The 14,623-nt window shown below is 43.1% G+C and carries 13 protein-coding genes; 5 read left to right on the top strand and 8 right to left on the bottom strand.

Going from position 1 to position 14,623, the window contains the following annotated elements; all coding sequences use genetic code 11:
- Positions 1-122: 122 nt before the first annotated feature.
- Both DKT75_RS19560 and cfa read right to left on the bottom strand, forming a co-directional pair.
- Positions 123-527, bottom strand: coding sequence for a hypothetical protein (locus DKT75_RS19560; RefSeq protein ID WP_109826127.1), 405 nt, complete (start codon positions 525-527; stop codon positions 123-125).
- 161 nt (positions 528-688) lie between these two features.
- On the bottom strand, positions 689-1,828 hold the full coding sequence (cfa, locus tag DKT75_RS19555; RefSeq protein ID WP_211665499.1) for a cyclopropane fatty acyl phospholipid synthase: 1,140 nt from the start codon (positions 1,826-1,828) through the stop codon (positions 689-691).
- 295 nt (positions 1,829-2,123) lie between these two features.
- Here cfa and DKT75_RS19550 point away from each other — a divergent pair, with 295 nt between their 5' ends.
- Together DKT75_RS19550 and DKT75_RS19545 are read left to right on the top strand one after the other, a co-directional pair.
- Entirely contained in the window at positions 2,124-3,986 is a 1,863-nt protein-coding gene (locus tag DKT75_RS19550) for a sensor histidine kinase (protein ID WP_109826125.1), read from the top strand.
- Complete coding sequence (locus DKT75_RS19545; protein ID WP_109826123.1) at positions 3,983-4,597, top strand: response regulator transcription factor; 615 nt, start codon at positions 3,983-3,985, stop codon at positions 4,595-4,597. The genes DKT75_RS19550 and DKT75_RS19545 overlap by 4 nt, the downstream gene beginning before the upstream one ends.
- A gap of 18 nt (positions 4,598-4,615) precedes the next feature.
- On the opposite strand, the gene DKT75_RS19540 is transcribed toward DKT75_RS19545, so the two are convergent.
- Positions 4,616-5,077, bottom strand: a complete 462-nt coding sequence (locus DKT75_RS19540) for a universal stress protein (RefSeq protein WP_109826120.1) — start codon at positions 5,075-5,077, stop codon at positions 4,616-4,618.
- A gap of 181 nt (positions 5,078-5,258) precedes the next feature.
- On the opposite strand from DKT75_RS19540, the gene DKT75_RS19535 reads away from it, so the two are divergent.
- Complete coding sequence (locus DKT75_RS19535) at positions 5,259-6,830, top strand: bifunctional aminoglycoside phosphotransferase/ATP-binding protein (RefSeq protein WP_109826118.1); 1,572 nt, start codon at positions 5,259-5,261, stop codon at positions 6,828-6,830.
- Here DKT75_RS19535 and DKT75_RS19530 read toward each other — a convergent pair.
- Genes DKT75_RS19530 through DKT75_RS19515 form a run of 4 tightly spaced genes read right to left on the bottom strand, consistent with a single transcriptional unit; the run spans position 6,811 to position 10,606 of the window.
- Positions 6,811-7,527: an ABC transporter ATP-binding protein gene (locus DKT75_RS19530; protein WP_245923269.1), complete on the bottom strand. Its 717-nt coding sequence runs from the start codon at positions 7,525-7,527 to the stop codon at positions 6,811-6,813. The two genes, DKT75_RS19535 and DKT75_RS19530, sit on opposite strands and share 20 nt — an antisense overlap.
- The gene (locus tag DKT75_RS19525; protein ID WP_109826114.1) at positions 7,520-8,746 is read right to left on the bottom strand and encodes an ABC transporter permease; all 1,227 of its coding nucleotides are present in this window, start codon (positions 8,744-8,746) and stop codon (positions 7,520-7,522) included. The genes DKT75_RS19530 and DKT75_RS19525 overlap by 8 nt, the downstream gene beginning before the upstream one ends.
- Entirely contained in the window at positions 8,743-9,948 is a 1,206-nt protein-coding gene (locus DKT75_RS19520) for an efflux RND transporter periplasmic adaptor subunit (RefSeq protein ID WP_109826112.1), read from the bottom strand. Before DKT75_RS19520 ends, DKT75_RS19525 begins: the two co-directional genes overlap by 4 nt.
- Positions 9,941-10,606, bottom strand: coding sequence for a helix-turn-helix domain-containing protein (locus tag DKT75_RS19515; protein ID WP_109826110.1), 666 nt, complete (start codon positions 10,604-10,606; stop codon positions 9,941-9,943). The genes DKT75_RS19520 and DKT75_RS19515 overlap by 8 nt, the downstream gene beginning before the upstream one ends.
- Positions 10,607-10,920: 314 nt before the next feature.
- Between DKT75_RS19515 and DKT75_RS19510 the strand changes: the two genes are divergently transcribed.
- Both DKT75_RS19510 and DKT75_RS19505 read left to right on the top strand, forming a co-directional pair.
- Positions 10,921-11,538 (top strand): porin, encoded by a 618-nt coding sequence (locus DKT75_RS19510; RefSeq protein ID WP_158278923.1) that lies wholly within the window; start codon positions 10,921-10,923, stop codon positions 11,536-11,538.
- Between the two features lie 145 nt (positions 11,539-11,683).
- Entirely contained in the window at positions 11,684-11,920 is a 237-nt protein-coding gene (locus DKT75_RS19505; protein WP_109826106.1) for a hypothetical protein, read from the top strand.
- A gap of 244 nt (positions 11,921-12,164) precedes the next feature.
- Here the strand turns inward: DKT75_RS19505 and DKT75_RS19500 are convergent, their stop codons facing one another.
- A complete protein-coding gene (locus DKT75_RS19500) occupies positions 12,165-14,579 on the bottom strand; it encodes a phosphoketolase family protein (RefSeq protein WP_109826103.1) in 2,415 nt (804 codons plus the stop codon).
- Positions 14,580-14,623: the final 44 nt, after the last annotated feature.

Genomic DNA, 14,623 nt, shown 5'->3' with positions numbered 1-14,623 from the left:
CTGCACCGATCAACATCATGAACATAGGCTCTGTCACGACACTGAGGACAGGGGCGGATTTTTTTGCATGGTAATCACAAACTCAAGCATATCGTCATATTATTCATCACTGATAAGCGACATTAAATAATACGAAACTCTTCCCAAAACAGCTCACTAATCGTATGCCATTTGGTAATCTGTGAATTGTTTAAAATCTTCTTCAGTTCTCCGTCTTTTTCTCTTGTTAATTTGATGAACTCATCGCGCTTGTTGATCTTAGGGTTATTTGAAGCGGCCAAAATATTGTAGCGAGTAGAAAAGTCTTCATTGATAAAAGCTACTTTGTTTTTTTGAACCTCCGTTAAGCTTAACTCCTCCACCATTTTTTCCGTAATTATGCTGGCACGTAAAGTTGGGGAAGTAGAGTTAATCGTATTTGCAAAATTTTGTCTTTTTTGATCTTCATACGTGGCATTTTTATATTTAGAACAAGCAGTTAGACTTGTCACGGCTAGTACAGTTAAAACTAACGCAATCTTTTTCATGGCGATTATTCCTTTGTATTGAGTGTCTAAGTAAAATATTAAGATTTTTTCTGGAGATATTGAAAGACGTTGTTCCAGAGTTACATCATCCTTAAAAACAGGCTTATCTATAAGTCGGGGATATACGTAAATGAGTGCGAGTACTACTTAGTCCAAAATACTTAACGCGCTGCATCATATCGAGCACGCCGTTGATTTCGGTGTTTAAAAACGACCTGAAACAACTGCAGTTGTCCGCTACGGAACGCACCGGCACACGTCAGTAAATAAAAGCGCCACATGCGTCTAAAACGCTCATCATACTGTTCGCTTAACTTAGGCCAGGCGTTCTCAAATCGCTCATGCCAAGCCATTAGCGTTGTATCATAATCTGGCCCCATATTTTGCACATCATCGATTACAAAATACGGTTCGCATGTGGTGGCGATCTCCTCAAGTGCTGGCAATTTTCCATTGGGGAAAATGTAGCGGTCAATCCAAGGATCAGTCACACTAATTTTTTGATCCACACCAATGCTATGTAGTACAAAAGTCCCCTGATCTTTGAGTAATGCTTTGACCACTTTGAAGAACTTGTTATAGTTTTTTGCGCCCACGTGTTCAAACATACCGATAGAAACGACTTTGTCGAACTGGCCTTCCAGTTCTCGGTAATCCATTAGCAAGATGTCGACCTCTAGACCTTTGCAGCGCTCTTTAGCGAGTTTGACTTGCTCTTTAGAAACAGTGATACCAGTGACTCTAGCTCCATACTTCTCGGCGGCATATTGAGCGAAACTTCCCCAGCCACAACCAATTTCCAGTACATGGTCGTTTCGCTGTAAATTCAACTTGCGGCAAAGCAAGTCTAATTTATTTTCCTGGGCTATATCAAGGTCATTGGTTCCTTTCCAGTATCCACAGGAATAACAAAGCCGCTGATCAAGCATGGCCATGAACAAGTCATTACCTAGATTGTAATGCACATCAGCGACTTGATAGGCACGCCCTGAAGACTGGAGGTTAAACAACCTCGCTTGGAGAATATGCCACCAGTATTTAGAGTTTTGCTTAACCTCGTGGTCAAGGTCAGCTTGAAACATGTTCGAAACCATTTGGTCGATAGAGCGACTGTCCCACCAGCCATCCATGTAACTTTCTCCAAGTCCTAGTGAGGCTTGGGATAAAATACGTTTATAAAATTGCTCATTATGAACAGTGATATCGAGATCTTGTAGACCATTAATAGTAATTCCTGCTTTATTGAACAAGGACTCAATAACGCCATGATATCCATCCACCATCGTCAGGTTACTTGCCATACCAGACTCCCTGTCCATTAAATGTCTCAACTAAAGTTCATATCAGATTATGTTGATATTTTCGCTTATAAGTTACCGATTTATCATTCGGAGATGTACGTATTCAAACTTCGGTAACTACTTAAAACCAGCCAGATTTAATTGATTCCTAGGGGAATGGGTTCATAAAGAGCATACTGAAAATACAGTCGATACTAAAATTTGATGAAAAGAAGCACTTTTATCCTGATTGATGAGGAGCAACTCACCTCGTTGGATGTTGTTTTAAATAAAACACTGAATAGGTAGCCTGCAAGTGTTCTTTTTTTCAAAAATAAAGAAATCCTTACTGATTAAGTCCGTGCTGACAGCGGTCTTAATTGTCAGCATCGTGTTTGCGATACTTGTCCCAAGAGCCTTTAAATTATTAGACTCAATCGTCGAAGAGCAAATACGTCATCACAGCTCAGAGTTAGCGGGAGTAATAGATTCTGCCGTTAGAGCCTCGCTACTTTCACGCGACCCAAAGCTTGGTAACAAGGCATTAAATCGATTACTTAAACAGCCAGCATTGAGCTTAAGGTATGCCCTAGTGTATGACAATAAGGGAAGCCTTTTCGCTCAGGCAGGATTGGTAAACCCTGCCTTAATACCTGCTAAAGATACTAGCCTGACGCAGACACAACAGGATGGTATCTACGATGATCACCATATTTTAAAGCTTGAAAGTCTGATAATCGGCAGCGTTGAATATGGCTTTAGTGTCGATAATGAACTTCGCTTCAGAAGCAAATTACGTAGACAAGGTACCATTGTTACCATGTCGGCATTACTGGCTACAGCTGCTTTTTTTGGCCTCTTCGGTTTAAGCATAACGCGCCAACTAAAGAAGCTAATAATAGGGACGCACGCGATTGCCGCTGGCGACTATACAAACAAAGTAAACGTTTCAAGCAAAGATGAAATAGGCCAACTTTCTAGTGATTTCAATAGCATGATTGATGCTATTCGAGATAAAACCGACACGATAGATGAGAGTAAGCGATTTTTAGAAGGTATTACCGATAATATCGAAGGAATGATCTACCGTTACAATAATAGCCAGCAGTGGAATTTGAGGTATGTCAGTGCCGGTGCAGAAAAGTTAACGGGCTATAGCTCTCAAGAATTAATATCTAATGATGGTTTTGACTTTTCAGCCTTCATTTTTCAAGAGGACCGTCAGCTTGTCTGGGATGCAATTCAATACTCTGTCTCTAACCAGCAAGGCTTCTCGATTAATTACCGCATCTTAACTCGTAAGGGTGAGGTGAAATGGGTATTGGATCGTGGCCGACAAATCAAAACTGATGAATCCCAGATAGAAGGGATCATTATTGATATCAGTTCGCAAAAACAGGCTGAAATCGAACAAAAAAAAGCAGAACAGCAATCAAGACAATACTTGGGTCAACTTGCTCAACTAAACCGTGTCAATACGCTAGGTGAGATGACTGCGGGTATTGCCCACGAAATAAATCAGCCGTTGTCCTCAATCGTCACACGCAGTGGCGCTGCTCGTAGGCGTCTTGCATCATTAACGCCAGACATGAAGAAAGTTGATAGCGCCCTAAAGGCCATCTCTGAGCAGGCACTTCGGGCAGGTAATGTGATTCAACGGATGCGCGATCTAGTAAGTGTTCAAAAGAGTGAGCGTGATTCTGTTTATCCAAATGAGTTACTTAAAGAAGCACTTAAAATCATCAAAATTGATGGTGCATGGTTTGATAATTCTATTGAAACCAAGTTCAGCCCAGACCTTCCCCCTGTGCTTGTTGATAAAATACAGATACAGCAGGTCGTTCTCAACCTATTACGAAATGCACAAGATGCAATGCATTTACTGCCACCTGATGAACGAATCATTATATTGAGAAGTACGCAGCTTGATGATGACTTCGTGCAAATTTCTATCATCGATCAAGGTGTTGGTATTGATTTTGAAACTGAGTCAGAGTTATTAAACGCTTTTTTTACCACCAAGAAAACCGGTATGGGAATGGGGCTGTCTATCTGTCGCACAATTATGACAGCACATGAAGGTCAATTATGGTTTAGCCGCAATGACAATAAAGGGGTGAGCTTTCATATCACATTGCCAATAGTGCATGAAAAAAACAACGATGGAGGTAATAAATGAGCAATGAAGATTTGATGGTATATATTGTTGACGACGACGAGTCGGTAAGGGATTCATTAACCGACCTCATGGACTCAGTTGGACTCAAGAATGAGTCCTTCGCCAGTTGCCAAGATTTTTTGACTAGGTATGAACCGGGACAACAAGGCTGCCTTCTCTTAGATATTCGCATGCCAATGATGAGTGGACTCGAATTACAAGAAGAACTCAACAAACGCAATACTTCACTGGCGATTATTTTCATTACCGGCCACGGGGATATCACCATGGCTGTAAAAGCTATGAGTGATGGTGCGCAAGACTTCGTCCAGAAACCGTTTCGCGACCAAGACTTGCTTGACCGTATCAACCATACGCTTGGTAAGTGTAGCAAGGGTTATGAACTTCAACAGGAACGCCAAATAATACAACAGCATCTCCTTGAACTTACCTCACGAGAAAGTGAGGTGATGAGGATGGTCATAGACGGAAAAGCTAATAAAGTAATCGCTATTGACCTAGGTTTGAGTCAGCGTACTGTTGAAGCCCATCGAGCTAAGGTGATGGATAAACTGGGCGCACGTTCGCTAGCTGATCTGGTACGCATCGTTATTCATTCAGACTTAGCTTGATAATCACTCCATAAATACTTATGGGGGTCTTTTTTCAAGCGCCTCTGCCCTGACAACCAGCACATCGCAGCGTGCCTTATCGACCACAGTTTGCGTTGTGGAGTCATGAAATACAGCGAGTCCTTTATTGTTATGAGTCGCAATAACGATCAGGTCTGCTTTGGTTTCGTTGGCAACTTGGATGATTGCGTCCTTTGCAGAATCTATTGACATCCGTACAAGCAATATTGCGCCTTGGTGTTTGATGCGTTTGCTAAACTGCTTGAGCCGCTCACGGGTTTCTTCCATTACGAACTGCGATGTATTTTTATTTTCAGAGGTTGCCATCGGCACTGCACTTTCATCCGAAAAGTGCTCCACCACATGTAGTAAAGTGAGTCTAGCATTGAAATACCCAGCAAGACTGACTGCTTTACTGGCTGCTATTTCACTAAGCTCCGAAAAATCGGTTGCAAGTAGGATATGTTTATACGACTTCATAACAGGCTATGATCCTCTAAACTTGGCGACACTGTAATGCGTACATATCGTAAATTTATTGCGGGAACTACGGAGAAACAATAATCATAAAAATGCACATAGGTTGACAAGCATCAAGACAAGCAAGGCATATAACTGTGTTTAATGTACTGAACGAACCCACCCGTAAAGGAGTTTGAAGATGTCACATAACGTACAGCCAGCGCTGATCAAAAATTTATTATCAAACCTTCGTCAATCACCTGAGACGCCCTCACCCGATAGTGTCACGCTACTGGAAACTCATATTTCATGGATTATTCTCACGGGTAGTATCGCCTATAAGCTTAAAAAGCCGGTAGATCTGGGCTTTCTAAACTTCAGTACCCTAGCTCAACGTAAATACTACTGTGAGGAGGAGTTACGCCTTAACGCTAGACTGGCTCCGGATGTGTACCTGGGTGTCAACACGGTCAACGGATCTGAAGATAAGCCCATGATTGAGGGTGATGGCCCTGTCATCGAATACGCCATTCTTATGCGCGAGTTTCCGCAATCAGCACAGCTGGATAATCGCCTAAAGCAAGGTTTATTAAGTTCTGAAAATATGGAAGCAATCGGCACTATGTTGGCGGACTTCCATCTTCAACTTCCACCCGCGCTTTTAACAAATGAATATGGCGATCTGGCGCAGATTCATCAGCTGGTTGATGACAATATAACCGTGCTAAAAGCCTATTTATCAGATGATGAAACAACGCTTTCTAGCATTGAGGAATGGATAGACAAACAAAACAAAGCACTAGCGCCCTTCTTCATTCAACGAAAGCAAAACGGTTTTATCCGTGAATGCCACGGTGACTTGCACCTCAGAAACCTCATTTGGATAGATGACCACCCCGTCGCTTTTGATTGCCTAGAGTTTGACGAATCACTACGGTGGATTGACGTAATGTGCGAAGTCGCCTTTCTGGTCATGGACTTACTGAGTCGCCAACAGACAGCACTCGCCTACGCCTTTCTCAACCAATACCTGCAACAAACCGGAGACTACGCTGGCCTTGCGTTACTGCCCTATTACATTAGTTACCGTGCATTAGTCAGAGCGAAGATTGATGCGCTGAGAGACCAACAATCAGGCATTAGCCCGCAAGAATTCAAAGCCACCGAGACTGAGCTTCATGCTTATATGGACTTAGCGTTGCAAATTAGTCAGTACAAGCAACCAACACTGATCATTACTCGTGGCTTGTCGGCATCGGGTAAAAGCAGCATTAGCAAACCATTGGCTGCTGAGCTGGGGGCGATACGTATTCGTTCTGATGTTGAGCGGAAACGCCTCAACAACTTGAAAGCGACTGATTCCGCCGCTACTACCGTCGAGACTGGTCTATATAGCAAGCAAGCCACGCAGGATACGTATCACCGATTACTAGAAGTGACCGAGCAGACATTAGCGGCAGGGTTTGATGTGATTGTGGATGCCGTGTTTATGCATAAAGCGCAACGACAGAGTTTTCAAAGGCTGGCTGAAAAGATGGGATACCGATTTGTTATTCTGGAATTTACCGCAAGTGTGGAGCTTTTAAAACAACGCATTGTGTCGAGAAAGAAAGAAGCATCGGATGCGGATTTGAACGTATTGGTGCATCAATTGAGGCAGTGGCAAGCTCTTGACTCCGATGAAGCTAACTATTGCTTAGAAGTCAGCACTGAAGTCCCTGTTGATGTAAATGCACTGGCCATATTGACGACTAACTTTCCGCAACATTAGGCTTGTCCGAATCAATCCTGCCATCGACCAATTCAATAATACGATCACAGCGCTTCGCCAACCTTGGATCATGAGTCACGATAATAAAGCTGGTGTTACTGGTTTGATTCACACGACGCAGCAAGTCAAATATCGTATCGGCGGATTGGGTATCTAGGTTACCCGTCGGCTCGTCGGCCAGTACCAGCGCTGGTTGCATGACCAATGCACGGGCAATGGCGACACGTTGTTGTTGTCCACCCGATAAATTATTACTCATGTGTTTGCCAACGCTAGTAAGCCCTACTTGCTCAATCAATTCTGCCGCGCGTACACCTATCGCTTCATCAGGACGACCTCGGGCGGCGAGCATCGGTAACATGACATTCTCTAACGCGGTGAATTCTGGCAGTAGGTTGTGAAACTGAAACACAAAACCAATGGACTTAGCACGTAACATTGTGAGCTCACGATCCTGTAACTGGGTTGTCGCCTGTCCAGTAATGAACAGCTCCCCCGACGTGGGTTTGTCGAGCAGACCTATGAGATTAAGCAGTGTGCTTTTACCCGACCCCGAAGGACCGATCAATGCCACAAACTCACCCCGTTTGATGATCAAATCGATGCCATGCAGGATCTCTGTTTCAGCGGGCAACCCGATATTATAGGCTTTCCGGATGTCCTTAAGTTGCAGGGTAATCGCGTTAGAATCAACCACGAATAGCCACCGCTGGGTCAAGCCTCGCCGCTTGGAGTGCTGGGAAAAGCGCGGCGAGTATTCCAACCAATGTCGCTCCAACAGCGGCATACACAAACAACATCGGGTCAAAGGTAATCGGGAATAATTGTGTGCCATCGTCGTTTATCGCAACGTTGCGCCACACGGTTAAAAATAACCAACCAGCGCCTGCACCTAGCAACGATCCCATTAACCCGGTCAACGCACCTTGCAGCAAAAACAGTCGCAAGATTTGTCGTCGTGACGTGCCGGTCGCCCTTAAAATACCAATCGCTTTAGATTTTTGTACTACTGACACCACCAGTACGCTGGCGATACCTAAAGCAGCGGTCAGTCCGACGAAAAAACGGATCACATTATTGGACATGGATTGCGCTTCAAGCGCGCTAAAGAACTGTGCGTTAGCAGCAATCCAGCTTTCGACCTCTAAGCCAGTTTGCGCTTGGATGCTTTGAGCGACGGTTTCGGCCGTAAATGGCGCATCCAGATTAAGCTGCACACTGGTAACACCGCCTGATAAATTAAGCAGGCTTTGCGCGGTTCGTAGTGCGATAAACACTGACCGAGAGTTTGCGCCACTATTACCAAAATCAAAAATTCCACGGATGATTAACGTTGCAGTACCACCTGAGGCCGTTTGCAAATTGAGTTTATCACCCGTCCACACACCTAAGTCTTTAGCCAAGTCGCTGCCGACGAGTATGTCCGTACTGCTGATATTAGGCGTTCCCGCAATGATTGAATTACGCAGGGCGATGAGTTGCAGGTAAGTATCAGGCTCAATACCTGTCAGGCTAATGGCTTTATTGGCTTCCCCGCGCACGATAAAACCTGAGCCAGAAACTACTGGACTGACCACCTCGACGGATTTCATTTTCTCTACTCGTTTCATTATTTTTTGCCATTGATCAACCGACTGTATGCGTTGCGCTCGGGGTTGTACCAAGGTAGCTAGCTTTCCATTACCTGCTTGGCGCAAAGAGCGTGACACTTCTTTCGGCGGCAGAATGACGATTTGTGCCTGAAAATCTAGGGTCCGACGAAATAAGTTCGTTTGCAGACCACCAATCAAAGCCGAAATGAACACAATCACTGAGACGCCAAGCGCAACCCCCGACATAATCAGCAAGGTTTGCATACGAGCTTCGCGCATGAAGCGAGTCGCCAAAATCCATTCAAATGGCATTATCGAGTTCATGGCAGCAAAGTCACCCGCACTCGTTGGTCGGCCTTAATGAGCGCCAAACTAGCCAGAATAACTGGCTCACCCTCTTTGATCCCGCTCAGCACTTCTACATTTTCATCACCAAGCAAACCCAATGTTACGACTTGGCGAACGGTATGCTTATTGCGTACCACTAGCACCCATGGCGCATCGCTACTAGCATCATGCAATGCATCAGTCGGTATAACCAACGCCTCCGCCTTTTTAGCGGTTTCTATATCAACAGAAACTGTCATATCTTGAATCAAATAATCAGGGGGGTGTTTGACACGTAACTTCACATCAACCGCACCGCGTGTAGCATCCACACTGGGGTTGATATAGGCAATTTCTGCATCAAAAAGCTGTTGAGGAAAGGCATCAGCAGAGCTTAGTGCAACTTGCCCAAGGGCCAGTTTAGCTAGATTTCTTTCGTCAATTTGCACTTCGATCTGGGTTTCACCTTTTACCGCCAATGACATTAACGTTTTGCCAGTGGTGACAATATCTCCGGGCTCAATACTGCGACTCACCAGCGTGCCATCGGCGGATGCCAAGATAGAATCTTGCGTCAACTTGATCTGAGCCAATTTTTGACTGGCTAGGGCTTGGTCCAGTGAACTTTGCAGGAGCTGTGTATCGCTACCATTGGATTGGTTACTTTGCACTTGTAAACGTGCCGCTGTTAGCTTGCTCTTAGCAATATCATAATTGTGCTGGTCAGTTTGCAGCTCCTTATTGCTGATGTAGTTTTTGCTATTCAGAGTACGACTACGAACGAATTGCTGTCGGGCTTGTTCAACATCCGCTTTTACCTGACGTAAGCTTTCTTCGGCAGTCGGTAATAGCACATCCTGCTGCTGTTTCAGTTTGACCTTCGCCAACGTTACGGCCGCGACGGCTTGTGCGAGACTGGCTCGGTCAGTACTGTCGTCAAGCTGGATAAGCAATTGTCCGCGTTTGACTTTCTGGCCTTCTTTCACCGGAATAGAAATGACTCGTCCGGAGACTTCAGAAGCGACAGAAATGCGTTGTGGCCAAGTCACTCGCCCGCTAGCAACAAGCGATTGGCGCAATTCGCCTTGAGTTACCACATGGGCTTCTACTGGCGTACCTAAAAGGGTGTTGCGTGAAAAATAACCGGTGATTAGCACAATAACTAAAACGGCTATCGTTAGTTTCGAAAAATTAATCATCCCTGTTGATCATATTTCGTAGCACATCAATTTCTAATATTTTTATACTGCGCTGGTGCCCTATGATTCTGATAAACCCTTTTGCGCAGAAACGTGCAAAGACACGACTTAATGTCTCTGCGGCAACCCCTAGATATAAAGCAATATCCTTTCTTGTCATAGGCAAGGTAAATTCATCTGCACGGTATCCACGCTTACTCAAGTTGTCTGAAAACTTGATAAAGAACCAGGCAAGACGACGACCAGCCGAACAGTGCAGTAGCATCATCGTGTGATCTATATCCCTATTATGATTAATACCGACTTGCTGCATGAAGATTTTATAATCACCGCTATTTTCTCTTTTCAGCAATGTATTAAAAGGAATTAAGGAGATATTTGAAGTCTCCAAGATAGTAGCGCTGGATTGACTCTTACCATCACTCAAGGCATCTAAGCCAAAAATATCACCCGCCGTGTAGAATCCAAGAATTTGCTCCTGTCCAGCTTCATTGCTTCTGTACAGTTTTACGGAACCTGAATTAATCCTATAGATACCACTGAGGCGATCACCAATATTAAACAGTTTTTCGCAATTTCTTATAATAAAGTCATTTCTATCTATGGAATGAACATTGCTTAGTGTATTAATTTTCGTATGGCTAACCGAGTGATTCATCTTATTCTCCTTGGAAAAAGTATTTGACTACAACTTAACTAGTTATAAGCCACCATGAATATTGGTATATACCGAGAATAGATAAGTACATATACCTATAGAGGTATTTTTTAGTTTAATCAGGCACTAAGTAGTTAACACATTATTCTAAGTATATTTCCGAATACTTAATATTATTAAAATTAGATAATCTATTTACTAGATTCTAAGCACGAAAAAGTTAATTAATAGAGTCTAATAAAATATAAAACTGAGATTATTATTTATCATCTCATATTTTAAAAAAATGATATTTATCGAAATAGGAAATTATGATGAAAAGCAAATGTATACTATCAATTTCTAGAGCAGTATTGGCAGGATTAGCTTTCTCAGGTCTGTCAGCAAGTGCACAAGCTGCATACAGCTATGGAGATGATGCTCAAGTACCAGAGTTTAGCTATAACTTTGTTGAAGGTGCATACGACAACTATGACTTTGATGGTCTTGATGCCGATATTGGTCGATTATCTATGTCGTATGACGTTGCTTCAAAGCTCAATATCATTGGTGAATATGCCAATGGCGATATTGACAACCCTACTGGTGGAAGCAGTCTGGATTATGAAGCGTTTGCTATCGGCCTGGGATATCACACACCAGTAGCACCAAGAACAGATGTAACCGCTAATATAAAATATATCAATCAAGATATTGACTCTATTAGCGATGATGATGGTTACGGTGTTGGCATAGGTCTAAGACATAAGTTAATGGGTAAAGTAGAGCTTGATGCAAATATTGACTATATGGATCTTGATGATAATGACGATACAAGGTTTGGAGTTGGTGCTCGTTATGACATCAATAACAAGGTTTCTGTAGGTGTTGATTACAGCACATCCTCTGAGGATGTGGATATTATCTCTAGTAATATCCGTTTCAATTTCTAAGCAGGAAGATGTGAGTAAGTGTAAACGGGATTTTGAACATAGTTTTCCCCTAATCCAATATCCCCATTCATCATCTTCTAATTATTTAGAAGGTGATTTTTTTTATAAAATTGCATGACATTAAGTATAAATAAAGGAGATACACATGGACGCTATTCACCGCATTCTAATCGCTAATTTTCCTGAGCTTTTTCAAGAGGAAATTAAGCCTTCAAATATTGCTAAAGAACCAATGGACATGAAAAAATGGCAATCTCTAATTACCTCAGTACGCCCCTTTCTAACAGCTGAAATAAAACGACTGGGATTATCTACTGACGGTAAATCTGAAATGGATATGATTCATGAGGTTGTTTCTTTTGAAGAAGCGTCAAATATATAGCTAAAAAGTTACTGGCTAAGCTTATGTGAGAGCACTAGCGTCTAGGTAGTTAACGCATAACACTAAGCATATTTACGGATACTACTCATAAATGAAACTTGTTAACCTTTGTATTGAGCTCAGCTTTAGGATCTAGCCCCCTCCCCTTACAGCTCAGATCCTCATACATCATCTTCTGATTTTTCAGGGGGTGATGTTTTTAATACCTATATTGTTGGCAACAAGCATTCCATCAATCGGTGGATCACTCATTGTCGCTATTATTATAAGGTCTAGATGGCCATTTCCAGTCTGTAATTTCAGGCATATCTTTACCATGAGCGGTAATATAAAGACGGTGCTCAATCAGCTTATCGCGAATATACTGCTTAATGTAAGCACCTGACTGAGTAAGCCGTGGCACTCGGTCAACGACATTAGCCATCAAGTGAAAACGGTCTAACTCGTTAAGCACAACCATATCAAATGGCGTCGTGGTAGTACCCTCTTCTTTATAACCGTGAACATGAAGATTTTTATGATTAGTGCGTCGATAGCTTAAGCGGTGAATCAACCAAGGATAACCATGATAGGCAAAAATGATCGGTTTATTGGTTGTAAATAAACTATCGTAGTCCTTATCAGACAAGCCTTGAGAGTGCTCTTCACTGGGTAACAACGTCATCAAATTTACTACGTTAATCACCCGTATTTTTATATCTGGAACATGCTGGCGCAATAAATCTACGGCGGCGAGTGTTTCGATGGTTGGCGTGTCTCCAGCGCAAGCCATGACGACATCGGGCTCGTCATTGTGATCATTACTCGCCCATGACCAGATACCAATTCCAGCCGTGCAATGTTTAATTGCCGAACTCATATCAAGCCATTGCGGCTGTGACTGCTTACCAGCAACGATAACATTTATAAGATCTTTGCTACGCAGGCACTGATCAGTGATGGCTAATAAGGTATTAGCATCAGGTGGTAAGTACACACGAATCATCGTGGCTTTTTTGTTTAGCACATGGTCGATAAACCCAGGGTCTTGGTGAGAGAAACCATTGTGATCTTGTCGCCAAACGTGTGAAGTCAGTAAATAATTTAGTGATGCAATTGGTTGACGCCACGGTATCTCTCGACTTACTTTTAACCATTTAGCATGCTGGTTAAACATGGAGTCGACAATATGTATGAAGGCTTCGTAGCAGGAAAAAAAACCATGGCGGCCCGTTAGCAAGTAACCCTCTAACCAACCTTGGCAAGTATGTTCACTTAGAATTTCCATGACACGACCATCTGCCGCAAGATGATCATCTTCGGGTAGTTTGCTGGCCATCCATGCTCGGTTTGTCACTTCAAACAAAGCACCCAATCGATTTGAGTTGGTTTCATCAGGTCCCATTACGCGAAAATTTTGTGCCTCGTAGTTGAGCGTCATGACATCTCGTAATAAGCACCCCATAACCCGAGTCGCTTCAGCTAACACCTGACCTGGCGCTGGTACCTCAACCGCATACTTTCGAAAATCTGGCAGCTGTAGACTTTTAAGTAACAAGCCTCCGTTTGCATGTAAGTTAGCACTCATACGAGCGATACCTGTTGGTGCTAGCGCAGTGAGTTCATTAATTAGTGTGCCATTTTCATCAAATAACTCTTCGGGCTTATAACTTTTCATCCATGTTTCGAGCAGTGCAACATGCTCCGGTTTTGTAGCCATTTCTGACAAAGGCACCTGATGCGAGCGCCAAGAACCTTCCGCTTTATGACCGTCAACTTCCTTAGGGCCCGTCCAGCCTTTCGGCGTTCGTAAAATTATCATTGGCCAAATTGGGCGCTCGGTAACGCCTTTAATACGAGCTTCATGTTGGATAGCCTTGATCTCTGCAATTGCAGAGTCCAAGACCGCTGCCATACGCTGATGCATCATTTCAGGATCAGAACCCTCTATAAAATATGGCTTATACCCATAACCTACAAAAAGTTTCTCCAACTCATCATGGCTTATGCGTGCCAATATCGTTGGACTTGCGATCTTGTAACCATTTAAATGCAGAACAGGAAGTACAGCACCGTCTTTAATAGGATTTAAAAACTTGTTTGAGTGCCATGCTGTAGCCAGTGGCCCAGTCTCTGCTTCGCCATCACCCACAACGCAACAGGCAATCAGGTCTGGATTATCGAAAACAGCACCATAAGCATGTGACACCGAATAACCCAACTCACCACCCTCATGGATCGAACCTGGGGTGTCCGGTGAACAATGACTAGGAATGCCACCCGGAAAGGAGAACTGTTTAAACAGATTTTTAATACCCACTTCATCTTGAGAAATATTGGGGTAAACCTCGCTGTAAGTCCCTTCCAGAAAAGCATTCGCAACAATACCGGGACCACCATGACCGGGCCCCGTGATATTCATAACATTTAGTTTTTGCCTTTTAATCACCCGATTAAAATGTACATAAATAAAATTCAAACCCGGCGTGGTCCCCCAATGTCCAAGCAATCTGGGTTTAATATGTTTTAATTTTAAGGGCTTCTTTAATAAGGGATTATCCAATAAATAGATTTGACCAACCGATAGATAATTTGCCGCCCGCCAGTAAGCATTTATGTTGGCTAACTCCTCAAGACTTAGAGGATCATCCTGTGTTTCTGTGTTGTGTACGATTTTCATATTGTCACCAAATAGTCAGTTGAGGATTTAGATATCCCAAAAAG

The sequence above is a fragment of the Leucothrix arctica genome, from assembly GCF_003172895.1.
GTDB classification, from domain to species: domain Bacteria; phylum Pseudomonadota; class Gammaproteobacteria; order Thiotrichales; family Thiotrichaceae; genus Leucothrix; species Leucothrix arctica.
The sequence above is the reverse complement of the archived record's forward strand: the minus strand, read 5'-3'. Positions and strand labels throughout refer to the sequence as shown.